At 65.1% G+C, this 22,249-nt stretch carries 16 protein-coding genes; 9 read left to right on the forward strand and 7 right to left on the reverse strand.

Annotated features, from left to right (window positions below; translation table 11 throughout):
* The first annotated feature begins 101 nt into the window (after positions 1 to 101).
* The 3 genes from BM222_RS17920 to BM222_RS17930 are packed head-to-tail and all read left to right on the forward strand — an operon-like array spanning position 102 to position 5,858.
* Positions 102 to 908: an ImuA family protein gene (locus tag BM222_RS17920; protein WP_092229815.1), complete on the forward strand. Its 807-nt coding sequence runs from the start codon at positions 102 to 104 to the stop codon at positions 906 to 908.
* Entirely contained in the window at positions 805 to 2,400 is a 1,596-nt protein-coding gene (locus BM222_RS17925) for a Y-family DNA polymerase (protein WP_177243289.1), read from the forward strand. Before BM222_RS17920 ends, BM222_RS17925 begins: the two co-directional genes overlap by 104 nt.
* Complete coding sequence (locus BM222_RS17930; RefSeq protein ID WP_092229817.1) at positions 2,397 to 5,858, forward strand: error-prone DNA polymerase; 3,462 nt, start codon at positions 2,397 to 2,399, stop codon at positions 5,856 to 5,858. The genes BM222_RS17925 and BM222_RS17930 overlap by 4 nt, the downstream gene beginning before the upstream one ends.
* Before the next feature lie 254 nt (positions 5,859 to 6,112).
* Here the strand turns inward: BM222_RS17930 and BM222_RS17935 are convergent, their stop codons facing one another.
* The gene (locus BM222_RS17935) at positions 6,113 to 6,883 is read right to left on the reverse strand and encodes an SDR family NAD(P)-dependent oxidoreductase (protein ID WP_092229819.1); all 771 of its coding nucleotides are present in this window, start codon (positions 6,881 to 6,883) and stop codon (positions 6,113 to 6,115) included.
* Positions 6,884 to 7,061: 178 nt separating this feature from the next.
* Positions 7,062 to 7,349: a hypothetical protein gene (locus BM222_RS17940; RefSeq protein WP_092229821.1), complete on the reverse strand. Its 288-nt coding sequence runs from the start codon at positions 7,347 to 7,349 to the stop codon at positions 7,062 to 7,064.
* A 114-nt stretch (positions 7,350 to 7,463) separates the two neighbouring features.
* Here BM222_RS17940 and BM222_RS17945 point away from each other — a divergent pair, with 114 nt between their 5' ends.
* The 3 genes from BM222_RS17945 (at position 7,464) to BM222_RS17955 (ending at position 13,417) form a co-directional block, all read left to right on the forward strand.
* The gene (locus BM222_RS17945; protein WP_092229823.1) at positions 7,464 to 8,879 is read left to right on the forward strand and encodes a CoA transferase; all 1,416 of its coding nucleotides are present in this window, start codon (positions 7,464 to 7,466) and stop codon (positions 8,877 to 8,879) included.
* 145 nt (positions 8,880 to 9,024) lie between these two features.
* A complete protein-coding gene (locus BM222_RS17950) occupies positions 9,025 to 10,269 on the forward strand; it encodes an efflux RND transporter periplasmic adaptor subunit (protein WP_092229825.1) in 1,245 nt (414 codons plus the stop codon).
* Positions 10,270 to 10,300: 31 nt separating this feature from the next.
* Positions 10,301 to 13,417, forward strand: a complete 3,117-nt coding sequence (locus tag BM222_RS17955) for an efflux RND transporter permease subunit (protein WP_092229827.1) — start codon at positions 10,301 to 10,303, stop codon at positions 13,415 to 13,417.
* A gap of 2 nt (positions 13,418 to 13,419) precedes the next feature.
* Here the strand turns inward: BM222_RS17955 and BM222_RS17960 are convergent, their stop codons facing one another.
* Both BM222_RS17960 and BM222_RS17965 read right to left on the reverse strand, forming a co-directional pair.
* On the reverse strand, positions 13,420 to 14,370 hold the full coding sequence (locus tag BM222_RS17960; RefSeq protein WP_092229829.1) for an amidohydrolase family protein: 951 nt from the start codon (positions 14,368 to 14,370) through the stop codon (positions 13,420 to 13,422).
* 210 nt (positions 14,371 to 14,580) lie between these two features.
* Positions 14,581 to 16,008: a TolC family outer membrane protein gene (locus BM222_RS17965; protein WP_092229831.1), complete on the reverse strand. Its 1,428-nt coding sequence runs from the start codon at positions 16,006 to 16,008 to the stop codon at positions 14,581 to 14,583.
* A gap of 218 nt (positions 16,009 to 16,226) precedes the next feature.
* Between BM222_RS17965 and BM222_RS17970 the strand changes: the two genes are divergently transcribed.
* Positions 16,227 to 18,089 (forward strand): acetyl-CoA hydrolase/transferase C-terminal domain-containing protein, encoded by a 1,863-nt coding sequence (locus tag BM222_RS17970; RefSeq protein ID WP_092229832.1) that lies wholly within the window; start codon positions 16,227 to 16,229, stop codon positions 18,087 to 18,089.
* A 2-nt stretch (positions 18,090 to 18,091) separates the two neighbouring features.
* Here the strand turns inward: BM222_RS17970 and BM222_RS17975 are convergent, their stop codons facing one another.
* Positions 18,092 to 18,871, reverse strand: a complete 780-nt coding sequence (locus tag BM222_RS17975; protein WP_092229834.1) for an enoyl-CoA hydratase — start codon at positions 18,869 to 18,871, stop codon at positions 18,092 to 18,094.
* 96 nt (positions 18,872 to 18,967) lie between these two features.
* The gene (locus BM222_RS17980; RefSeq protein WP_092229836.1) at positions 18,968 to 19,645 is read right to left on the reverse strand and encodes a hypothetical protein; all 678 of its coding nucleotides are present in this window, start codon (positions 19,643 to 19,645) and stop codon (positions 18,968 to 18,970) included.
* A gap of 291 nt (positions 19,646 to 19,936) precedes the next feature.
* Here BM222_RS17980 and BM222_RS17985 point away from each other — a divergent pair, with 291 nt between their 5' ends.
* The gene (locus tag BM222_RS17985; RefSeq protein ID WP_092229838.1) at positions 19,937 to 20,482 is read left to right on the forward strand and encodes a sigma-70 family RNA polymerase sigma factor; all 546 of its coding nucleotides are present in this window, start codon (positions 19,937 to 19,939) and stop codon (positions 20,480 to 20,482) included.
* Between the two features lie 2 nt (positions 20,483 to 20,484).
* Entirely contained in the window at positions 20,485 to 21,123 is a 639-nt protein-coding gene (locus BM222_RS17990; protein ID WP_092229841.1) for an NrsF family protein, read from the forward strand.
* On the opposite strand, the gene BM222_RS17995 is transcribed toward BM222_RS17990, so the two are convergent.
* On the reverse strand, positions 21,120 to 22,220 hold the full coding sequence (locus tag BM222_RS17995; RefSeq protein WP_092229843.1) for a DUF2336 domain-containing protein: 1,101 nt from the start codon (positions 22,218 to 22,220) through the stop codon (positions 21,120 to 21,122). The genes BM222_RS17990 and BM222_RS17995 overlap by 4 nt on opposite strands.
* Positions 22,221 to 22,249: the final 29 nt, after the last annotated feature.

The following is a 22,249-nucleotide window of genomic DNA, read 5'->3' on the forward strand; positions in this document are numbered from 1 at the left end:
CTGCCGTTAGCTTTATATTAGAACATATCATGAACAAATGAGCCAGCCGTTGGTTTCTCTTTTGAGAGCCACCGGCCATCACCTCTGAAGGAGCGGCGAGCATGAGCGGCGCACGCATGAGCGCGCTTGCGACCTTGCGCAGCCAGATCGAGCGGATCGAGACGGCGGAGGTCGTGCATCATCACGAGCGTGTCGCGCTCGGTCACGGCGAGGTCGATCGCGCGCTGAAAGGCGGCCTCGCGCGCGCGGCGGTCCATGAGGTGTTTTGCGAAGGCCGGCAGGGTGCGGCCGCGACCGGCTTTGTCACCGCGCTGGCGGGTCGCGTCACGGCACAGCGGCCGCTGCTGTGGGTACGACAAGATTTTTCGGAACTCGAAACCGGCGCGCTGTCGATGAGCGGGCTCGCCGAGCTTGGCCTCGATCCACGCGGCGTGGTGATGGTGCGCGCGGCCGATGTGGAGAGCGCGCTGCGCACGTCGGCCGATGCGCTCGCCTGCGATGCGCTCGGCGCCGTCGTGCTCGAGCTCTGGGGCGAGACGAGGCAGTTCGATCTCGTCGCGAGCCGCAAGCTGACGCTCGCCGCGCAATCATCCGGCGTTACCGGTTTGTTGCTGCGGATGGCAGCACAACCGTTGCCCTCGACCGCGGAGACGCGATGGATGCTGCGCGCGGCGCATTCGCCGCCGGGATCGGCATCAATGCCTGCGGCGCCTTGGGACGTCTGGGGCGCGCCGCGCTTCGATGTCGAGCTGTTGCGCAATCGTCATGGCCCGTGTGGCCGGTGGATCATGGAATGGAAGTGTGATGAGTGCCAGTTCAGTGAACCGTCGGCGTATTCTCAGCCTCTGGCTGCCGCGCCTGCCCATCGACCGGATCCAGCGGTTTTTCAGCAGCGCCGGGCTGGGTAAAAATAATAATGGTCCGAGCATCGTTGTCATCAAGGACAACAATGCGCTGGTGATCCACGCACTGGACGAAACCGCCGAGCGCCTCGGCTTGCATATTGGTCAGCCGCTGGCGAATGCCCGGGCGATGTGCCCGGACTTGAAAGTGTTCGACGCCGATGTCGTGGCCGATGCGAAGACGCTCAGTGACATCGCCGATTGGTGTGACCGCTTCACGCCGCTGGTGGCGCTCGATCCGCCGCACGGGTTGTTCCTCGACATCACGGGCTGCGCGCATCTGTTCGGCGGGGAAGCCGCCCTATTGCAGACGCTGGTCCGGGCACTCGGCCGACAAGGCTTTGCCGTCAGCGCGGCGATCGCCGGCACCTCGGTCTGCGCGCGCACACTGACGCGGCAGGGCTCCGGGATCATCGTTGCCGACGGTGGGGAAGCGGCGGCAATCGACCGGTTTCCGGTGTCCGCGCTCGGTGCGGAGGAGACGATCACCACCGGCCTACGCCGCGCCGGGCTGAAGACCATCGGCGATGTCGCCTCGCGCAACGCCTCCGAGATCACGGCGCGGTTCGGCGCGCGGTTCTCCACGCTGCTCGCGCATGCGCTGGGGCAGGGCGATTCGCCCATTAGTCCGCGCAAGCCGGTGCCTGACTACATCGTCGAAAAGCGTTTTGCCGAGCCGATCGCGACCGACACCATGATCGCGATGACGCTGTCGCGGTTGGCCGATACGTTGATCGCGTCCATGGAGAAGCAGGGCAAGGGCGCGCGGCGGTTGGAGGCCGCGTTCTTCCGCACCGACGGCGTGGTGCGCGCGATCATGGTTGAGACCGGACGTCCCGTGACGCGAAGCAAAGTCATCGATCGTCTGTTCCGCGAACGGCTCGACGCGCTCGCCGATCCGCTCGATCCCGGTTTCGGCTTCGACATGGTGCGGCTGTCGGCGAGCCGCACCGAGATCGTGGTGCAGGAGCAGCGCGATCTCGATGCCCATGTCCACGATAATGACGAGCTCGCCGCGCTGATCGACCGCATCGCCGCACGCATCGGCGGAAAGCGCGTCGTCGTGCACCTGCCGCAGGATACCCATATCCCTGAGCGGGCGGTGCTGGCTGCGCCCGCCCAGCATCATCTCGCGGCTGCCATGCAGGCCAAATGGCCAGATCGTGCCGAGGGCGAGCCGCCGCTGCGGCCCCTGCGGCTGTTCGACAAGCCGGAGCCGGTCACCGTGCCGTTCGCGACCGTGCCCGATGGTCCGCCGCATCAATTCACCTGGCGCCGGGCAAAACATGCGGTGGTGCGGGTAGAGGGACCCGAACGCATCGCGATGGAATGGTGGCGCCAGGACGGCAAGCAGCTGACGCGGGATTATTTCCGCATCGAGGATGCCGAGGGCCTGCGCTTCTGGATTTTTCGCGATGGTCTTTACGAAGGGGAAGTGTTCGACGCCGACGGCAAGCCTGCTCCGCCCAACTGGTATGTGCACGGTCTCTTCGCATGAACACGCCTGCTTATGCCGAGATCGGCATCACCACCAACTTCTCCTTCCTGCGCGGCGGCTCGGATCCGCGCGCCTATGTGCATCAGGCCAGCAAGCTCGGCCTTCCCGTGATCGGCATCGCCGATCACAATACGCTCGCCGGCGTGGTGCGCGCCTGGAAGGAGCTCGACAATGACAAGGTGCTGCATAAGCCCAAATTGTTGGTCGGTGCGCGCATCGTCTTCATCGACGGTACGCCCGACATTTTCGTCTATCCGGGCGACCGCGCCGCCTATGGTCGGCTCTGCCAGCTTCTCACCAGAGGCAAACGCGGCGACGACATCACGCGGATCGAGAAGGGCGGGTGCCGTCTCTCCTTCGCCGATCTGCTGGAGTTTTCGGAAGGTCAGCTCCTGGTCCTGGCGCTGCCGCATCGCTTCGAGCCGGCACAAGCGTTGGATATTCTTGCAAGGTTGAAAGCAAGCCGCGCCGAGGGGGTATGGCTGGCGGCGAGCCTGATTTATCGCGGCGACGACCGGCGCCGTCTGGCGCGGCTCGACGATCTCGCCGAAAAGGCAAAAGTTCCGCTGCTTGCGACCAACGAGGTGCTCTATCACGATCCCGGCCGTCGTCCGCTTCAGGATGTGCTCACCTGTATCAGGGAAAAGACCACGATCGAGGCGGTCGGACGAAGGCTGGAAGCCAATGCCGAGCGTTTTCTGAAAACGCCCCGCGAGATGGCGCGGCTGTTCCGCGATGTCCCCGGGGCGATCGCAGAGACCATGCGCTTTGCGGACAGGATCGACTTCACGCTCGACCAGCTCAAATACCAATATCCTGATGAGCCGGTGCCGCCGGGCAAGACCGCGCAGGGACATCTGGAGGACCTGACCTGGGCCGGAGTCGACAAATATTTCGGCGGTATCGAGAACATTGACGAGAAGCTGCGTGCGACGCTGAAGAAAGAGCTCGCGCTGATATCAGAGCTGAAATACGCGCATTACTTCCTCACCGTGCACGACATCGTCCACTACGCGCGCAGCCAGAACATTCTGTGCCAGGGACGGGGTTCTGCGGCGAATTCGGCGGTGTGCTACGTGCTCGGCATCACCTCGGTCGATCCGACCAAGGTCGATCTGCTGTTCGAGCGCTTCATCTCCAAGGAACGGCTGGAGCCGCCCGACATCGACGTCGATTTCGAGCATTCGCGGCGCGAGGAGGTGATGCAATATGTCTATCGCCGCTACGGCCGCCACCGCGCCGCCATCATCGCCACCGTCATCCATTATCGTCCGCGCAGCGCCATCCGCGATGTCGGCAAGGCGCTGGGCCTGACCGAGGACGTCACCGCGGCGCTCGCCGACACCGTGTGGGGCAGCTGGGGCAAGGGCCTCAACGACATGCAGGTCCGGCAGGCCGGGCTCGATCCGCAAAATCCCATGATCAACCTCGCAGTCGAGCTGGCGACCGAGCTGATCGAATTCCCGCGCCATCTGTCGCAGCATGTCGGCGGCTATGTGCTGACGCAGGACCGGCTCGACACCTATGTGCCGATCGGCAACGCCGCGATGAACGACCGCACCTTCATCGAATGGGACAAGGATGACGTCGACGCGCTGAATATGATGAAAGTCGACGTGCTCGCGCTGGGCATGCTGACTTGCATCCGCAAATGTTTTGATCTGATCGATCAGCACAAGGGCGAGCGGCTTGTTCTGGCGAGCGTTCCGCAGGACGATCCCAAGGTTTACGACATGCTGTGTGCCGGCGAGTCGCTCGGCGTGTTCCAGGTCGAGAGCCGCGCGCAAATGAACATGCTGCCGCGGCTGAAGCCGCGAACCTTCTATGATCTCGTTATCGAGGTCGCGATCGTGCGCCCGGGACCGATCCAGGGCGATATGGTGCATCCCTATCTGCGGCGGCGGAACGGCCTGGAGAAGGTGACCTATCCTTCGCCATCGCCCGAGCATGGTCCCGCGGACGAGCTCTACAAGGTGCTGCACAAGACCAAGGGCGTGCCCCTGTTCCAGGAGCAGGCGATGCGCATCGCGATTGAGGCGGCGAAATTCACGCCCGAAGAAGCCAACGGGCTGCGCCGCTCGATGGCGACCTTTCGCAATGTCGGCACCATCGGCCAGTACGAAGAGAAGCTGATCGGCAACATGGTCGCGCGCGGCTATGATGCCAATTTCGCCAGAAGCTGCTTCGACCAGATCAAGGGTTTTGGCTCGTATGGCTTCCCGGAGAGTCATGCCGCGAGCTTTGCCCAGCTCGTCTATATCTCGTCATGGCTGAAATATCATCACCCTGATGCCTTCTGCTGCGGTCTCCTGAACTCGCAGCCGATGGGCTTTTACGCGCCGGCACAGATTGTCGGCGACGCCCGCAAGAACGGTGTCGAGGTTCGCGAGATCGATGTGTCCTACAGCTTTGCACAGAACACGCTGGAGAACACTGACGACAGATATTGTGCCGTTCGCCTGGGTTTTCGCCAGATCGACGGTTTTCACTGGCTGGATCCGGATGCGGAAAGACTCAAAGCCATCCAGCTGTCATTCCGGGGCGCGCCGACAGGCGCGAACCCGGAATCGATCGGGCCGCATACGCCTGGCGCAATGGATTCCGGGCTCGACGCTGGCGCGTCGCCCCGGAATGACGGAGCAACCGATTGGGCCGACCGCATCATCGCCGCCCGCAACCGCCGTCCCTTCACCTCGCTTGAAGACTTCGCCCGCGATACCGGCCTGCCCAAGCGCGCGCTGATCCTGCTGGCGGATGCCGATGCGTTCCGCTCGCTCGGGCTCGACCGCCGCGAGGCGCTGTGGCAGGTGCGGCGGTTGCCCGACGACGTGGCGCTGCCGCTGTTCGAGGCAGCGACTGCGCGCGAGCAGCCGGACGAGCAGGCCAAGCCGCTCCCGGTGATGCCACGTCCCGAACAGGTCGTCGCCGACTACCAGACCATCCGGCTGTCGCTCAAAGGCCACCCGATGGAGTTCTTGCGCGAGGCGTTTACGCGCGAGCGCATCGTTGCCTGCAAGGAGATCAGTCACGAGAACGAGCGGCGCCGCGTCCGCTGCGCCGGCGTGGTGCTGGTGCGTCAGCGCCCGGGCAGCGCCAGCGGCGTGGTGTTCATGACGCTGGAGGACGAAACCGGCATCGCCAACGTCGTGGTATGGCCCAAGGTCATGGAGCAGTACCGGAAAGAAGTGATGGGTGCGCGCCTCATCGAGGTTCAGGGCTATATCCAGAGCAGCCCAGAAAAGGTAACGCATCTGATCGCGCAACGCATGATCGACCGTTCGCACGATCTGGTCGGCCTTGCCAACGATGCCCTGAGCCGCAAGCATCCGCTGCCCGCAGGCGCCACCGTGGTCGAACCACTCAACGAGGACCCGCGCTCCCTCACGGACATGCCGGCCCAAAAAATCCGCCATCCCCGCAACGTGCGCATCCTGCCGCCGTCGCGGGATTTTCATTGAGAGGTGGGGCGCGGGATGCCGCCACACCGTCATTGCGCGCGTAGCGAAGCAAACCAGGCTGTCTCCGCGGCGGGATTCTGGATTGCTTCGCTGCGCTCGCAATGACGCGTTTGTTGACGCGATCGCGCGCCACATTCGCGGTGTCATGGCCCGCGAACGCGGGTGTCCAGTGTGCCGCGGCTTCTCGGCGCTAGCCGAGCCGCCTCTGGAACACTAGATCGCCCGATCACGTCGGCGATGACACTGTGCCCGCCTCAGAAATTCACCCGGTTCGATATCCCGCCATCCACGACCAGATTCGATCCCGTGGTGAACCCCGACACCGGGCTCGCCAGAAACACCGCCGCGTTCGCGATCTCCTGCGGCGTCGCCATGCGCCCCATCGGATTGCGCTTCATCGCGTCGTTGTAACGCTCGGGCATGTTCTGCTCGATCATGTGCCAGACGCCGCCCTTGAAGTAGACGGTGCCGGGCGAGACGACATTCACGCGGATCTTCTTCCTGGCATATTGCCGCGCCAGTCCCTTGGCCATGTGGATCAGCGCCGCCTTGATCGGGCCGTAGGAACTGGCGAGATCGGCCTGCGCCGCCGAGATCGAGGAGATGATGACGAAGGCGGCATCGCCGCTCTTTTCGCCGCTAGCCTCGAGAAACGGCCGCGCCGCGTCGAACGCATGTACGGCGCCGAGCACGTCGAGCCGGAAATTCTGCTCCCACGATGCGGGATCGTGGCCTTGCGCCATGGCACCGGCATTGGCGAACAGCAGGTCGATGCCGCCGAGCTCTTTGGCCGCGCTCTCGACCCATGCCTTCAGCGCAGCGCCGTCGGTGACATCGACTGTGCCGCCGGCGGCGCGGACGCTGCTCGCCTTCAGTTCAGTGACGGTCGCCGCAACCTGCTCCGCATTGCGCGCGCAGACCGCGACATTGCTGCCTTCACCGGCCAGCGTCGCCGCAATCGCCCGCCCGATGCCGCGCGTGCCGCCGAGTACCACGGCGTTTTTCCCCTTGAGACCGAGATCCATCGTTTGGTTTTCCTTTTTGTCGGGTGCAGGGAGTGTAGCGTGTCGAGGAGACATGCAGAAGCCTCCACAACATCATTGCGAGGAGCTCTTGCGACGAAGCAATCCAGACTGTTCCCCCGGACACATCCTGGATTGCTTCCCTTCGCCCGCAATGACGACGCGGAGAGAAGAGCGCCCTTCACTCCGGCGAAGCCCCCACCGGCGGGCCGCCGGGCGGGCGATGCAGGAAGGTCAGCGATGCATAGGCGCCGACCCAGGAGCCGATCGCGGCGAACGCCACATAGAAGGCGTTTTCGGTATAGCTGATCACGGCATAGGACGAGAGCAGATACCAGATCGCGCTCCAGCTCGCGGCCGGCACGCGCTTGCGTGCGACCACGGCGGAGGTGAACATGACATAGACCGCGTCGGTGGCCGCCGTTGCGACGAACACGGCGCCTGCGGTGAGGGGATCGATGGCGGCCATTGCAATCCTTTCCGTGCTCATGGGATGGTCGCAAAAACTACCGCATGATCCGGAAAAGTGCGCGGCGGCTTTTCCGAAAAGATTAGACTTAAATGACAAGCAAGAGAGGCCGCGATGCAAAGCCCTGCCGACATTCTCAAGGCTGTCTGGACCTCCGCCGGCGGCGACGTGGCCGCGCTCGCGCGCGTGCGGCTGACCGGCGAGGAGCCGCAGATCCCGTCCTCGTTCCGCGTCGCCGCCGCCGGGCAGACGACAATCGCTGCGGCGGGCCTTGCTGCCGCAGAGATCTGGCGGCTGCGCAGTGGAGAGGCGCAGGACGTGACGGTCGATATGCGCCACGCCGTCGTCGAATGCCGCTCGGAGCGTTATCTGCGGCTCGACGACAAGCCGCCGCCACCGGCCTGGGACGCCATCGCCGGCGTCTACAGGACCGGCGACGGCCGCTTCGTTCGCTGCCACACCAATTTCCCGCATCACCGCGAAGCCGTCTGCAACGTTCTCGGCTGCGAGCCCGAGCGCGACAAGGTGCAGGCCGCGCTGATGCAATGGAAGGGCGAGGACTTTGAAACCGCGGCCCATGCCGCCGGTGGCGTCGTCGCTCTGATGCGCTCCCACGACGAATGGTCGGCGCTGCCCCAGGCACGCGCACTTGCCGAGCTGCCGCTGATCTCGATCGAGAAGATCGGCGATGCCGCGCCAAAGCCGTGGTTCAAAAAGCCTTGGTCTGACAGCGATCGTCCGCTCGCAGGTCTGCGTGTACTCGACCTCTCCCGCGTCATCGCAGGTCCCGTCGCCGGCCGCACGCTCGCTGCCCACGGCGCCGACGTGCTGCTGGTCTCCGGGCCGGACCTGCCGGCGATTCCCTGGCTGACCATCGACACCGGCCGCGGCAAGCTCACCACGTTCATAGAATTGAAGAGCACGGCCGGCAGCGCGCAGATGCGCGCGCTGCTGAAGGATGCCGATATCTTGTCGCAAGGCTATCGGCCCCACGCCCTCGCCGCCCTCGGCTTCTCGCCGCAGGCGGCAGCGGAGATCAATCCCGGCATCGTCTACGTCACCCTGTCCGCCTATGGCCATGCCGGTCCCTGGGCCGAGCGGCGCGGGTTCGATTCGCTGGTGCAGACCACGACGGGCTTCAACCATGCGGAAGGAAAAGCAGCCGGTATCGATGGTCCCAAGGAATTGCCGGCGCAGATGCTCGACCACGCCACCGGCTATCTGATGGCGTTCGGCGCGATGATGGCCAAGGCGCGCCAGGCCCGCGAAGGCGGCAGCTGGCACGTGCGTGTCTCGCTGGCGCAGACCGGACGTTGGCTGTGGAATCTCGGCCGGCTCGAGGGCGGCCTCAACACCCCGGATCTTACGGGTGAGGCCGTACATACTGCGTTCATGGAAACAATGTCATCTGGCTTCGGCACGTTGACGGCGGTGCGCCATTCGGCCGTGCTGTCGACGACGCCGGCGCAATGGAGCCGTCCGGCGATGCCGCTCGGCAGCCACCCGCCGCAATGGCCGGCGCGAAGCTGACGTGAAGCTGACATGTCGCAAAAATTTAACGCAAACCGAAGGACGGCCAACGTTTTTTAGGTTGTCTGAAATCTCAATTCGGCACTATTAGCGCGACCGATGAGGCAGTCGTCTGCCGAGATCGTCGCAGACATGACCGGGCCCCATGGTAGCTGAAAATACCAAGCGATTGCAGTTGCTTACAAAACGACGGGTGATCGCATCCGTAGTTTTACTGGCGCTTGCCGGGGCTGGTGTGTACGGCTTCCTCTCTGCCGGCGCCAAGGACAAGAAGAACTCCGAAGTCTCCAGCCAGTCGCGCAAAAACGCCCAGAATTTTACGCCGACGCCGTCCGAATGGGCGACGCTGACGATCGAGCCGGTCCATGCCAAGACCTTCCGCGCCGAGTACGTCACAGAGGGCAAGGTCGCAGTCGATGAGGACCGCTCGACGCCGGTGTTCTCGCCCTATGCGGGCCGGGTGACCAAGCTGCTCGCCAAGCCGGGCGAGACCGTGACCCAGGGACAACCGCTGTTCACGATCGAGGCCGCCGACACCGTGCAGGCCCAGAACGATTTCATCGCCGCGATGACATCGCAGAACAAGGCAAAGTCGGCGCTCGAGCTTGCCGACATCCAGTACAAGCGCGCCAAGGATCTCTATGAGGGCCGCGCCATCCCGCTCAAGGATTATCAGCAGGCGGAAGCGACCCAGGTTCAGGCGCAGAACGACATGCGCTCCGCGGTGACTGCGCTCGAGGCCGCGAACAACAAGCTGCGTATCCTCGGTTTCACCGACGAGACGATCAAGGCGTTCCAGGACAAGGGCACCATCAACCCTGAAATCACGATCTATGCGCCGCTCTCGGGCACGGTCGTGCAGCGCAAGATCGGCCCGGGGCAATATGTCAACGCCGGCGCCAGCGATCCCGTCTTCGTGATCGGCGATCTGTCCACGGTCTGGCTCACCGCCTTCGTGCGCGAGAGCGACGCTGCGCAAGTCAGCGTCGGGCAAGACATCTCCATCAATGTGATGGCGCTGCCCGGCCGCCCGCTGACGGCCAAGATCAACTACGTCGCCGCCGCGATCGATCCGAATACCCGCCGCCTGCTGGTCCGCGCCACCATCGACAACAAGGACGGCCTGCTCAAGCCGGAAATGTTCGCCAACGTCACGATCTATTCGGCCGGCGATCGCGCGGCGTCTGCGGTGCCGAAGCAGGCGCTGATCTACGAAGGCGACCAGGTCCGCATCTGGGTCGCGCGTGAAGACAAGTCGGTCGAGCTCCGCCAGATCAAGATCGGCCTCATCAATGGCAACCTCGTCGAGGTCACCAGCAACCTGAAGCCCGGGGAACAGATTGTCGTCAAAGGCAGCCTGTTCATCGACCGCGCGGCGTCCGGTAGCTGACCGACGAGCCCTCGAAACTGCGAAAACCTGAATGGACCGTCTCGTCGCCCTAGCCGTCAACCGGCGCTTCCTGATGGTCGGCATGTTCGTCGCCGTATTCATCGGCGGCCTGATCGCGTTCAACCAACTCAACATCGAGGCCTATCCCGACCCGACCCCTCCGATGGTCGACATCGTGACCCAGAGCCCGGGCCTCTCGGCCGAAGAGATCGAGCGCTACATCACGATCCCGATCGAGACTCAGGTGGCGGGCCTGAAGAACCTGACGACCATCCGAACCATCTCGCTCTACGGGCTCTCCGACGTCAAACTGCAGTTTTCCTTCGCCTACACCTATGAAGAGGCGCTGCAGCAGGTCTTGAACCGCCTGGCGCAGCTCGCTCCGCTGCCGGGCAACGTGCAGCCGCAGATCTCGCCGCTGAGCCCGATCGGCGAAATCTTCCGCTATCGCCTGGTCGGCCCGCCGAACTACAGCGTGCTCGACCTCAAGACCATCCAGGACTGGATCCTGCAGCGCCGCTTCCGCTCCGTGCCCGGCGTGATCGACGTCACCGGGTGGGGCGGCAAGAGCAAGACCTATGAGATCCAGGTCGACAACAACAAGCTGGTCGCCAACGGCCTGACGCTGCCGCAGCTGCTCCAGGCGGTCAGCAACTCCAACGTCAATGTCGGCGGCAACACCGTCGATATCGGCCAGCAATCGGCCGTGGTGCGCGGCGTCGGCCTGATCCGCTCCATCGACGACCTCGCCAACACCATGGTTGCCCAGACCAACGGCAATCCCGTGCTGGTGAAGGACGTCGCCACCGTCACCGTCGGCCAGAAACCGCGGCTTGGCATCGCCGGCCTCGACGATTCCGACGACATCGTGCAAGGCATCGTGCTGATGCGCCGCGGCGAGCAGAGCACGCCGACCATCAATCGCGTCGAGCAGCTCGTGAATCAGATCAACGGCTCGACCATCCTGCCGCCGGGCGTGCGCATCGAGCGCATCTATGACCGCAAGGACCTGATCGACCTCACCACCCACACGGTTCTGCACAACATGGTGGTGGGCATCCTGCTGATCGTGCTGCTGCAGTGGATATTCCTCGGCGATCTCCGCAGCGCGCTGATCGTCGGCGCCACGATTCCGTTCGCATTGTTTTTCGCGGTGATCATTCTGGTGCTGCGCGGGGAATCGGCGAACCTGCTCTCGGTCGGCGCCATCGATTTCGGCCTGATCGTGGATGCCACCGTCATCATGGTGGAGGCGATCTTCCGCCGCCTCACGCAGACCACACCGCCGACCGAATCCGAGCATATGTCGCAAGAGACGCTGTTCGGCATGAAGAGTCACGCCATCCTCAGCGCCGCGGCCGACGTGTCGCGCTCGATCTTCTTTGCCGCCGCGATCATCATCGCGGCCTTCCTGCCGCTGTTCACGCTGTCGGGCGTCGAGGGCAACATCTTCGGACCGATGGCGCGCACCTATGCCTACGCGCTCGCCGGCGGCCTGCTTGCGACCTTCACCGTGACGCCGGCGCTATCGGCGATCATCCTGCCGGCGCATGTCGAGGAGACCGAGACCAGGGTGATGCAGGTCCTGCACCGGCTCTACATGCCGTTGCTGAACTGGGCCGTCGCCAACCGCACCATCGTGCTCGGCGGTGCCGTCGGCCTCGTGGTGATGACGATCATCTTCGGCCGGCTGCTCGGCCTCGAATTCCTGCCCAAGCTCGAAGAGGGTAACCTCTGGATCCGCGCCACGCTGCCGCCGACCATTTCGCTCGAGGAGGGCAACACCTACGTCAACGAGATGCGCAAGCTGATCCGGGCCCGGCCCGAGGTCGAGTCCGTGGTGTCGCAGCACGGCCGTCCCGACGACGGCACCGACGCCGCCGGCTTCTTCAACGCCGAATTCTTCGCGCCGCTGAAGCCCGCGAGCGAGTGGCCCGGCACGCATGACAAGGAAGAGCTGACCGCGGAGCTGTTGAAGCAGCTCGACGATCGCTTCCCCGGCGTCGAGTTCAACTTCTCGCAATATCTGCAGGACAACGTCTCGGAGGCCGTCTCCGGCGTGAAGGGCGAGAACTCGATCAAGCTGTTCGGCAGCGACCTTCAGGCGCTGACCGACACCGCCAACAAGATCAAATCGGTGCTGGCGACGGTGCAGGGCATCACCGACCTCGCGGTCTTCACCTCGCTCGGGCAGCCGACCGTGCAGATCGACATCGACCGCGCCAAGGCCGCGCGCTATGGCCTTGCGCCCGGCGACATCAACGCCACAATCAAGGTCGCGATCGGCGGCGACACCGCCGGCGATCTCTACGAGCCGGGCAGCGATCGCCACTTCCCGATCATCGTTCGCCTTGCGCCGGAATATCGCCGCAGCGCGGAGGCGATCCAGAATATCAGGATCGGGGCGCCCGGGCCGAACGGCTCGATCACCCAGATTCCCCTCAGCGAGGTCGCTACGATCAGCCTGGTCTCCGGCGCCGCCTACATCTATCGCGAGCAGCAGGAACGCTATTTGCCGATCAAGTTCTCGGTGCGTGAGCGCGATCTCGGCAGCGCGATCCGCGAAGCGCAGCAGAAGATCGCCGATCAGGTGCAGCTGCCGCCCGGCTCGCACATGGAATGGGTCGGCGAGTTCGGAAATCTCCAGGATGCGATCCGGCGCTTGTCGATCGTGGTGCCGATCTCGCTGGCGCTGATCGCTGTCCTGCTCTGGTTCAATTTCGGCTCGATGACCGACACGCTGCTCGCCATGAGCGTGATTCCGATGGCGATCTTCGGCGGCGTGCTCGGCCTGCTGATCACCGGCACCGCTTTCAGCGTCTCGGCGGCGATCGGGTTCATCGCGCTGTTCGGCATCGCCGTGATGGACGGCATCATCATCCTGTCGCAGTTCAACCAGCTGATCGATGAAGGTATGGATCGCCTGGGTGCGGTCGTCCGCACCGGCGAATTGCAGCTCAGGCCGGTGCTGATGACCTGCGTCGTTGCCGGCGTCGGCCTGCTGCCGGCCGCGCTGTCGGGAGGTATCGGCTCGCAGGTGCAGAAGCCGCTCGCGGTCGTGGTCGTCACCGGCATGATGCTGGCGCCGGTCGTGATCCTGGTGACCTTGCCGGTGCTGATCTCCTTCTTCTCCCGCCGCGCGCGCTGATCTCAAAAGCCGTAGAGCCGTGCCGGATTGTCGGCCAGGATCTTCCTGCGCACCTCCTCATCCGGCGCCCACAGCGGAAGCTGGTTAAGTAAACGGCCGTCGTCGATCGCGTGGAACGGTGCGAGGTCGGTGGCCGTGCGGCCAGCGACCTGCGCAGAATCCGGATGCGGCCAATCGGTGCCCCAGACGATGCGGTCCGGGTTCGCCGCGATCAATGCGCGCGCGTATGGCACCATGTCCTGATAGTCGGGTGCGAGCGTCGATGAGCGATAGGCGCCCGAAATCTTCACATAGGCCTTGCCTGACCTGACCAGCGCGACGAGGTCGGAAAATCCTGACTGCTCCAGCCCGAGCGCGGCATCGAGCCCGCCAAAATGATCGAACACGGCGGGCACCGGGGAGGCCAGGACGAGATCCTTGATCGCCGAGATCATCGACAGCGTGGTGTAGAGCTGCACGTGCCAGCCGCGTGCCGTCATGCGCTCGACGGCGGCGGTGAAGCGAGCGCGGCCGACATCGGGATTGCTGACGCCGTCGGTTGCCAGATTGATGCGGATGCCGCGGAAGCCGTCCGCATGCATCGCGTCAAGCTGGGCTTCAGTGGTGTCGTCGTCGATCACGGCCACGCCGCGCGCCGTGGCGCCGCGTACCTTCATGCCGAACAGGCTGGCGGAATTGTCGGTGCCGTAAATGCTCGGCGTGACGATGACCACGCGCTCGATATGCAGCGCCCTGTGCAGCGCCGCCATCTCTTCCGGACTCGCAGGTCCCGGCGTATAGACGCGCCCGGCGAAAAACGGAAACTGTTCGACATCGCCATGGATGTGCGTATGGCAATCGCAGGCATGCGCAGGCACATCGAAATCGATCGGCGTCGCGGGTTGCGCGGCTCGCGCGTAGATCTTGTCGGTCATGGCTGCTCCGGCGTTTCGATAGGCGCCGAAAGATAGCATATCAGCCTGGCAGTCCCGCCAAGTCACTGCATAGCTGCTCGACCAGCTCCGCAGTCGGCCGCGAAGGTCAAGGCGGACGACCGGACAGGGCAGACCCGTAAGCCAGGCCTCATGTTTTGCGAGACTGCGGCCCTCGCGATCACCGGCTTGGTCGTGCGAGGCCCGTTCGACGAACGAGTAGGTGTCCTCTCGCGACCCGAGGATTCGAAATTACTGCCCCGACGGCGTGCGCAGACCGTGCCAAGCGTCGCGGACCTGCTGGTAGTGCACCTCGGGCAGATAGTCCGGCGTGTTCAGGCTCAGCGTCTTGACGTCGAGATGGCCGACGGCGCTGAGCAGCGTGTACGAGGCGATGACGCGGTCGCGCAGCGCGCCGATCAGACGGGCCCTGGCCTGGATCAGATCGGCCTGCGAGTTCAGCACGTCCACCGTGGTACGCTGTCCACCGGCGGCCTCGCGCTGCACGCCCTGGAGCGCGACGGTTGCGGCCTTCACCTCGGACTCCGAGGCCGACACCGCGATCTTGGCGCCCTCATTGGCGACCCATGCGCTGACAGCTGCGGTGCGCGCCTGGTTGCGCACCTGGTCGAGTACCAGGCGGCTCTGCGCCGTCACCTCCTTGGCCTGCCGCGTCTGTGAAGCCGCCTGGCCACCGTCATAGATCGGCGCGGTGACGTTGGCGACGATCGAGGCCTGGTCGGTGCCGAAGGTGCCGAGCGTCTGGTCGCTGTCGCGGCTGCGGCTGACGCTGCCCTGGAGGCTGGCGCTCGGCAGCAGCGCGCCTTCGGCCACGCGGATGTTGGTCGAGGCGACGTCGACGTCGAAGCTGGCTGCCATCACCGCCGGATGTTCGTGGATCGCCATCGCGATCGAATCCTCGCGGCTCTTCGGCAGATAGCGATCGACAACCTCTGCGGGCCGAAGTGCGGAGGGCGCATTGCCGATCACCTGCGTATAAGTCGCCTGGCTCACCGCGAGCGCGACCTCGGCAGCGTTCAGATCGGCAAGGCCTCGGTTGAGGCGGGCCTCGGCCTGGGCGGTGTCGGTCGGGGTGACGTCGCCGGCGTTGAGACGGCGCTGGGTGATGGACAGCGTCTCGCGCAGGAAGGCGACGTTGGAGCGTTGCGCTTCAACCAGCGACTGGTTCGCCAACACGTTGGTGTAGGCGGTCACCGCGTCGAGCAGCACGCCCTGACCGACATTGCGCAGGGCTTCGCGGCCGGACTGCACCTGGAGTTCGGCAACCCGCACGCTGTTGGCGGTCCGGAAGCCGTTGAACAGAGTCTGCGACACCGTGACCCCGATGGTCCAGGGCTTTAGCGTTGCAGTCTGGATGGTGTTGTCAGGAAGCAGGTTGCGCACCGCCTGCAGGCCGGCGCTGAGGCTAGCCACGATCTGCGGCCGATAACCGGCCAGCGCCTGGGGCACGTTCTCGTCGGTGGCGCGCTGCCTTGCGCGCTCGGCATTGAGCTGTGGATTGGTCTGGTAGGCCTTGGCCAGCGCTTCCGGCAGGGCCTCCGCACGGGCCGTGGCGGGCAGGCAGCAGAGCGCCAACGTCGTCCACGTCGCCAGGACAGGACCCACGCCCGATCGATGCCGCGTCATCACGCGACCAGCTCTGGCGGCACGCCCAATCATGTAATCCCGCAAAACCCCGGCTGTCCGCCCCCGCCGACGGCGGCTCTCTTAACTGTTTACCCAGCGGCGGTCCCGCAGGCAAACTGCCGCGGGGAAAACCTCCATGTATTCCGTGCTTGTTGCAGGTGCGTCACACACCCACCCCAGCCCAAATGCGCTATAGGATCCCGCAGTCCAATTCTGTCAGGTGTGCCTGTCATGCGGTCCGGACGCCACGGATGACGCCGACGTTCTTCTCCGATCCCGATGCGCTCGCCGAGGAGATCATTCGCGACGTCGGAACCGATCTGGTGGTCGGACTGCCGCTTGGCCTCGGCAAGGCCAATCATGTGGTCAACGCGCTCTATGCGCGAGCCTGCGCCGATTCTGACATCAAGCTGACATTGCTGTCGGCGCTGACACTGGAGAAGCCAAGGCCGAAGGCCCTGATCGAACAGCGCTTCATCATGCCCGTGATCGACCGCCTGTTCGGCTCGTATCCCGATCTGGCCTATGCCGATGCGCTGCGCGAAAATCGGCTGCCGCCCAATATCAACGTCGTCGAATTCTTCTTTCTCGCCGGGCGCTGGCTGCACGTGCCGATCGCGCAGCAGAACTACATCTCGGCCAATTATACCCATGCGGCGAGCTATCTCCTTGCACGCGGGATGAACGTGGTGACACAGTTGGTGGCCAAGCGCATCATCGACGGCGTGCCGCGCTACAGCCTGTCCTGCAACACCGACACGACGCTGGATGTGCTGCGCGAACGCCGTGCCGGACGCGCAGCGTTCAGGCTGATCGCGCAGGTGAATTCCGAGCTGCCATTCATGCCGGGCGAGGGCGATCTCGCGGCCGACGAGTTCAGCGCCGTGCTGGACAGTGCAGCGACCGACTTTCCGCTGTTCGCGCCGCCGTCGGCGCCGATCTCGGATACCAAATATGCCGTTGGCCTCAACGCGGCGGCCCTCGTGCGTGACGGCGGCACGTTGCAGATCGGCATCGGGCAGGTCGGCGATGCGGTGGCGCAGGGCCTCATCCTGCGCCATCGCGAGAGCACGGCGTTTCGCGAGATTGTCGCTCGGTTGTCTCCAACGCGACCAGCCGTCGCGCAGGAAGCTGGTGCTTTCGAGGCCGGCCTTTACGGCGTCAGCGAGATGGTCACCGAGGCCTTCATCGGCCTGATCGACGCCGGCATTCTCAAGCGCGCCATCGAGGGCGTGGTGTTGCACGGCGCCTTCTTTCTCGGCCCCAAATCGTTCTATCGCGCGTTGCGCGAGATGCCGCCGGACCGGATCGCGGGGATCCGGATGATGCCTGTGTCGTTCACGAATGAGATCTACGGCACGGAGGATGAGAAGCGGCGCGCCCGCGTCGATGCACGCTTCATCAATGTCACCATGATGGCGACGCTACTGGGCGCGGCTGTGTCGGACGGGCTTGACGACGGCCAGGTCGTGAGCGGTGTCGGCGGCCAGTACAATTTCGTGGCGCAGGCCTTTGCGCTTCGTGGGGCGCGATCGGTCCTGACCTTCGAAGCGACCCGGCAGACCGGCGGCGCGCCGCAATCCAATATCCTCTGGCATTACGGACACGAGACGATTCCGCGGCATCTGCGCGACGTCTTCGTCACCGAATACGGCGTTGCCGATCTCAGGGGAAAATCGGACGCCGACGTGATCGCGGCCATGCTGGGGATTGCCGACTCGCGCTTCCAGGACGAGTTGGCGCGGATGGCAAAGGACGCCGGCAAACTGCCGCGGGGCTACGAGATCCCTGCGGCCCGGCGCGAAAATCATCCTGAGCGGATCGCGGCAGCGCTCAAGCCCGCACGCGAGGCCGGGCTGCTGCCGTCGTTTCCGTTCGGCTCTGATTTCACCGAGGTGGAGCAGCGCCTTATTCCGGCGCTGGAGATACTGCAAAACGCCCAACATTCATCGCGTGCGCTGGCGAGCCTGCTGTGGCTGGGGGTGATGCGAAAGCCTGATACGGCCGATCAGGCCTGTCTCGCACGCCTCGGCCTCGATCGCCCCAAAACCTGGCCGGAGCGCGTCTATCGCGCGCTGGTCGGCGCGGCCCTGGAGCAGAGCCGCGCCAGCTAGCCTTATCGGTTCTTGTTCACCGGCTTGCGCTTCTCGATGAAGGCGGCCATGCCCTCGGAACGGTCTTCCAGCGCAAAGGTCGCGTGGAACAGATTGCGCTCGACGCTCATGCCTTCGGCCAGGGTGGTCTCGAAGGCACGGTTGACTGCTTCCTTGGCCATCGTCACCGCGGGCCGCGACATCGCGGCGATCTTCTCCGCGGCCGCCATGGTTTCTTCCATCAGCTTGTCGGCGGGTACGATGCGGCTGACGAGGCCCGAGCGCTCGGCTTCCGCCGCATCCATCATGCGACCGGTGAGGCAGAGATCCATCGCCTTGGATTTGCCGATCGCGCGGGTCAGGCGCTGGGTGCCGCCGATGCCGGGGATGGTACCGAGCGTGATCTCGGGCTGGCCGAACCTGGCGGTATCGGCGGCGATGATGAAGTCGCACATCATGGCGAGCTCGCAGCCGCCACCGAGCGCGTAGCCCGCCACCGCCGCGATGGTCGGCTTGCGGCAGCGCGCGATGCGGTCGCCGCCGATCGCGGCGAAATCCTCGGAGAACATGTCGATGAAGCTCTTCGGCTGCATCTCCTTGATGTCGGCGCCGGCGGCAAAGGCCTTTTCGCTGCCGGTGACGACGATGCAGCCGATCGCGTCATCGGCTTCGAGATCGTCGACGGCCGCGGCAATCTCGCGAAAGACGCCGAAGGAGAGCGCGTTGAGCATCTTCGGCCGGTTCAGCTTGATGACGCCGACCGCGCCCTGGCTTTCGACGATGATGTGTTCGAACGTGCTCATGCTCCACCCACGCGTTTGATTTGAGCGGGCAATGTGCCCGCTGGCGCGGATGCCTTCAAGGGGCTGGAACGCGCGAGGTGAGCGCGTCCCGAGGACTCAGGCCATGAACATGCGCGCGGCGGAGGCCAGCGTCAGCAGTGTGCCGACGCCAATGAAGATCTTGCCGATCAGGGAGCTCTGATCCCAGGCCGAGCTCGGCTGGCTGCTCGCCATCACCGGCGCCGGGCGCGGCTGTGCGTCGGTTGCGGCGACCGCCGCCTTTGGCGCCGCCGGGTTGTCCTGTTGCAGGGCGCGGTCGAGGTCGTTGAGCTGATCGGCGGCCACGACCTGGTTCTCGGCGCCAGCCGCAGCGGGACTATCGGTCGCCGCCTGCATATTGTCGTTGACGCGGCCAGTCATCGCCGACGCTGCGGCGGCAGGCGTCGTGTCGGCGGCGGCGACCTGCGCGTTGGCATTGGCAACTTCCGGCGGCATCTGGTTCGAGGGCGGGGCGTCGTTGGCGGCCTTGTTGTCTGCCTGTTTGTCCGTCTTGGCCTCGTCGGCAGGGGGCGTCGCGTCCGCCTTGTTGGCCTTGTCGTCGGATTTCTGCGCCGTCTTGCTGTCGGTGTGGCGGTGAGAGGCGTGGTGCCGCTGCTTGCCCGGCTTGGCTGCATCGGTCTGTTTGTCCGGCTTTGCGCTGGTGGCAGAACTCGGCGTGGCCTGTACTGCCGCTCCAAACAGCAGCAATAGTCCGGCCAAAACAATCCATGCCGCGCGCCCGCTGGCTTTCATCATGTTGACGGTCTCCCCAATTCGCCCATCCCGATACCGAACAGAGACCCCGCGGCATGACGACAGCGGGGCAAAATATGGGAATCTTCGGGCCACACCGGGCAAATCCGGGGCAAACCGGCCGGCCGCGGCGGCCTGACGGATGCGGGAGGCTCCGATCGGTGTTATGAGCCCTGACGCAGCTTCTGCGGCTGCTTCGGGGCAGGATCCGGCCATGATCACGACTTCGTGATCGTGCAGGCCGAGGCGTAACAAATTGAAAAAGCGGCCGAATTGCAATGGTGAGGGGCGCGCGTGCGCGGACGTGAGGACGAGTGGACCGGCCTGATGCGGTCGGCCATGGCAGGCGATGATGCAGCGTATCATCGCCTGTTGAAGGCGGTCACGCCGGTGCTGCGCGCCGCTGCGAGGCGCGGCCTGACGCGGGCCGGGCAGCCCCCTGATCAGGCCGAGGATATCGTGCAGGAGATTTTGTTGGCGGTGCATCTGAAGCGGCACACCTGGGACAGCGAAGCGCCCTTCGCGCCCTGGCTGTTCGCGATCGCGCGCAACAAGCTGATCGATGCGCTCAGGCGCCGCGGCCGGCGCATCTTCGTCAACATCGACGATCTCGCCGAGACGCTGCCCGGCGAAGCGCCACAGGAGACGGCCTCGGCGGGCGAGGTCACCACGCAGCTCAACACGCTGCCGCAGCGTCAGCGCGACGTGTTGCAGTCGATCGCGGTCGACAGCGCCTCGATCAAGGACACGGCGGCGAAATTTGCGATGAGCGAAGGTGCGGTGCGGGTCGCGCTGCATCGGGGGCTTGCGGCCCTGACCGCCAAACTACGGAACCACTAGTCATGGACACCGATCAACTCATTCGCACGCTCGCGGCCGACAACGCCCGCCACGCCCCGCGCGTGGGCGCCTTGCTGACCACGGGACTGTTGGTCGCGGCGCCCTTGTCGATCCTGATCTTCGCGACGTTCCTCGGCGTGCGCTCGGACGTGATGAGCGCCATGCACAACCCGTTCTTCGACATGAAGTTCGCGGTCACGCTGTCGCTGGCGATCCCCGCCATCATCATCAGCCTGCATCTGTCGCGGCCGGAAGCCTTGATGCGCGGCTGGGGCTGGCTCCTGCTGCTGCCGGTGGGATTGCTTGCAGTCGCGATCGGCAGCGAGGCGATGATGGCGCCGGCCATGCCGATGACGATGCGGCTCGTCGGCAAGAACTCGCGGGCGTGCCTGTCGGCGATCCCCGCAATGTCGCTGCCGTTGCTGGCGGGCGCGTTGTTCGGCCTGCGCCACGGCGCGCCGTCGCGGCCTGCGCTTTCCGGCGCGCTCGCCGGCCTGTTGTCGGCCGGGCTCGCCGCCACCCTTTACGCCTCGCATTGCACGGACGACTCGCCGCTGTTCGTCGCGACCTGGTACACCATCGCGACCGCGGCGGTGACCGCGATCGGTGCGGTGGTCGGGTCGAAGGTCTTGCGGTATTAGGCCGCCGACGTCGTGCCCCGCATGCGGTGGAAGCGCAGCACCTGCTGGGCAGTGGAGCTGCGCAGGCTCTCATAGGTGTCGCGCAGCGTCAGCATGTCGGCCTTCGGCCCGCCCGAGAGCTTATCGCGCATGGCGATGATCGCGCGAACGCTCGTCCATTGCATGCCGGCGACCTTGGCGAGGATCATCAGACCCTCGGCCTGGCTCTCGATCATCATGTTCTCGGCGGTCTCGACCGGAACGTCGGCGAGCGCCGCGAGCCCGGCATTGGCCTCGTCGAACTTGCCCTGCTCGGCGAAGGCGGCGACCTGGTATTCGGTCAGACGGCCGTCGTCATGGAGCGATTTAACCAGCGCGCGTGCCATCTGGGTCTGCTTGGTCGTGGCGGCGGCGCGGACCCGCTGCGCGGCTTCCCGGACCACGCTCGAGACTTCGTCGGCGAGTTCAGGATGAGCGGCCTCCAGCTTCCTGCGGACGCTCAGCGACGCCTTGGCGACCAGTTTCAGATAATGATGCCGCGGCAGGTCGGGCCGCAGGCCGATGCAGGCGGCAAGGTCGTCGTCGCGCTCGGCGCGGGTGACGAGATCGGTCAGGCTGCCCTCGGAGAGCTGCGCGCCCGGATTGTTGACCGTCGACTGCACGACGTCTTCGTTGCCGCGTGTCACCAGCACGTCGGTCAGTGCTTCCGACAGCACTCGCCGCAGCGAGATCGCCTTGAGGTGGGCCTGGCTCTTGTAGCGGGCGATATCCAGCAGGGTCGTTTCGTCCAGCCGCTCTGATTTCGACAGCACGGGACCTGCGACCTCGATGACGTCGTCGAGCGCAAGCGCACGCATGGTCTGCGGCGGCGCGGCTGCGATCGGGGCGAGGCGGTCGGCGAGCAGCGCCCTCGCCGAGGTCTCGATCTGCTCGATCAGGCATTGGAAGACGTCGTCGAACACCCGGACATGGTCTTCGGTATAATCGACCACGTTGTTGAGGAAGAGATCGGTGACCCGGCGCAGCGTCTCGACCCGGCGGGCTACGGTGCCGTGCGCGAGCGCCGACTGCAATTCGTCCAGGATGTTTTCTGATGATTTGACGGATTTGGATGTCATAGCCCTGTCCTGGAGCGTTCGGTCCGGCG

Origin of the sequence: Bradyrhizobium sp. Gha (assembly GCF_900113735.1) — a bacterium.
GTDB lineage: Bacteria > Pseudomonadota > Alphaproteobacteria > Rhizobiales > Xanthobacteraceae > Bradyrhizobium.

Coding starts and splice junctions, on each gene's coding strand:
- BM222_RS17920 (WP_092229815.1), top strand. CDS start 102: ATGAGCGGCGCACGCATGAGCGCGCTTGCGACCTTGCGCAGCCAGATC.
- BM222_RS17925 (WP_177243289.1), top strand. CDS start 805: ATGAGTGCCAGTTCAGTGAACCGTCGGCGTATTCTCAGCCTCTGGCTG.
- BM222_RS17930 (WP_092229817.1), top strand. CDS start 2,397: ATGAACACGCCTGCTTATGCCGAGATCGGCATCACCACCAACTTCTCC.
- BM222_RS17935 (WP_092229819.1), bottom strand. CDS start 6,883: ATGGATCTCGGTCTCAAGGGGAAAAACGCCGTGGTACTCGGCGGCACG.
- BM222_RS17940 (WP_092229821.1), bottom strand. CDS start 7,349: ATGGCCGCCATCGATCCCCTCACCGCAGGCGCCGTGTTCGTCGCAACG.
- BM222_RS17945 (WP_092229823.1), top strand. CDS start 7,464: ATGCAAAGCCCTGCCGACATTCTCAAGGCTGTCTGGACCTCCGCCGGC.
- BM222_RS17950 (WP_092229825.1), top strand. CDS start 9,025: ATGGTAGCTGAAAATACCAAGCGATTGCAGTTGCTTACAAAACGACGG.
- BM222_RS17955 (WP_092229827.1), top strand. CDS start 10,301: ATGGACCGTCTCGTCGCCCTAGCCGTCAACCGGCGCTTCCTGATGGTC.
- BM222_RS17960 (WP_092229829.1), bottom strand. CDS start 14,370: ATGCTATCTTTCGGCGCCTATCGAAACGCCGGAGCAGCCATGACCGAC.
- BM222_RS17965 (WP_092229831.1), bottom strand. CDS start 16,008: ATGATTGGGCGTGCCGCCAGAGCTGGTCGCGTGATGACGCGGCATCGA.
- BM222_RS17970 (WP_092229832.1), top strand. CDS start 16,227: ATGACGCCGACGTTCTTCTCCGATCCCGATGCGCTCGCCGAGGAGATC.
- BM222_RS17975 (WP_092229834.1), bottom strand. CDS start 18,871: ATGAGCACGTTCGAACACATCATCGTCGAAAGCCAGGGCGCGGTCGGC.
- BM222_RS17980 (WP_092229836.1), bottom strand. CDS start 19,645: ATGATGAAAGCCAGCGGGCGCGCGGCATGGATTGTTTTGGCCGGACTA.
- BM222_RS17990 (WP_092229841.1), top strand. CDS start 20,485: ATGGACACCGATCAACTCATTCGCACGCTCGCGGCCGACAACGCCCGC.
- BM222_RS17995 (WP_092229843.1), bottom strand. CDS start 22,220: ATGACATCCAAATCCGTCAAATCATCAGAAAACATCCTGGACGAATTG.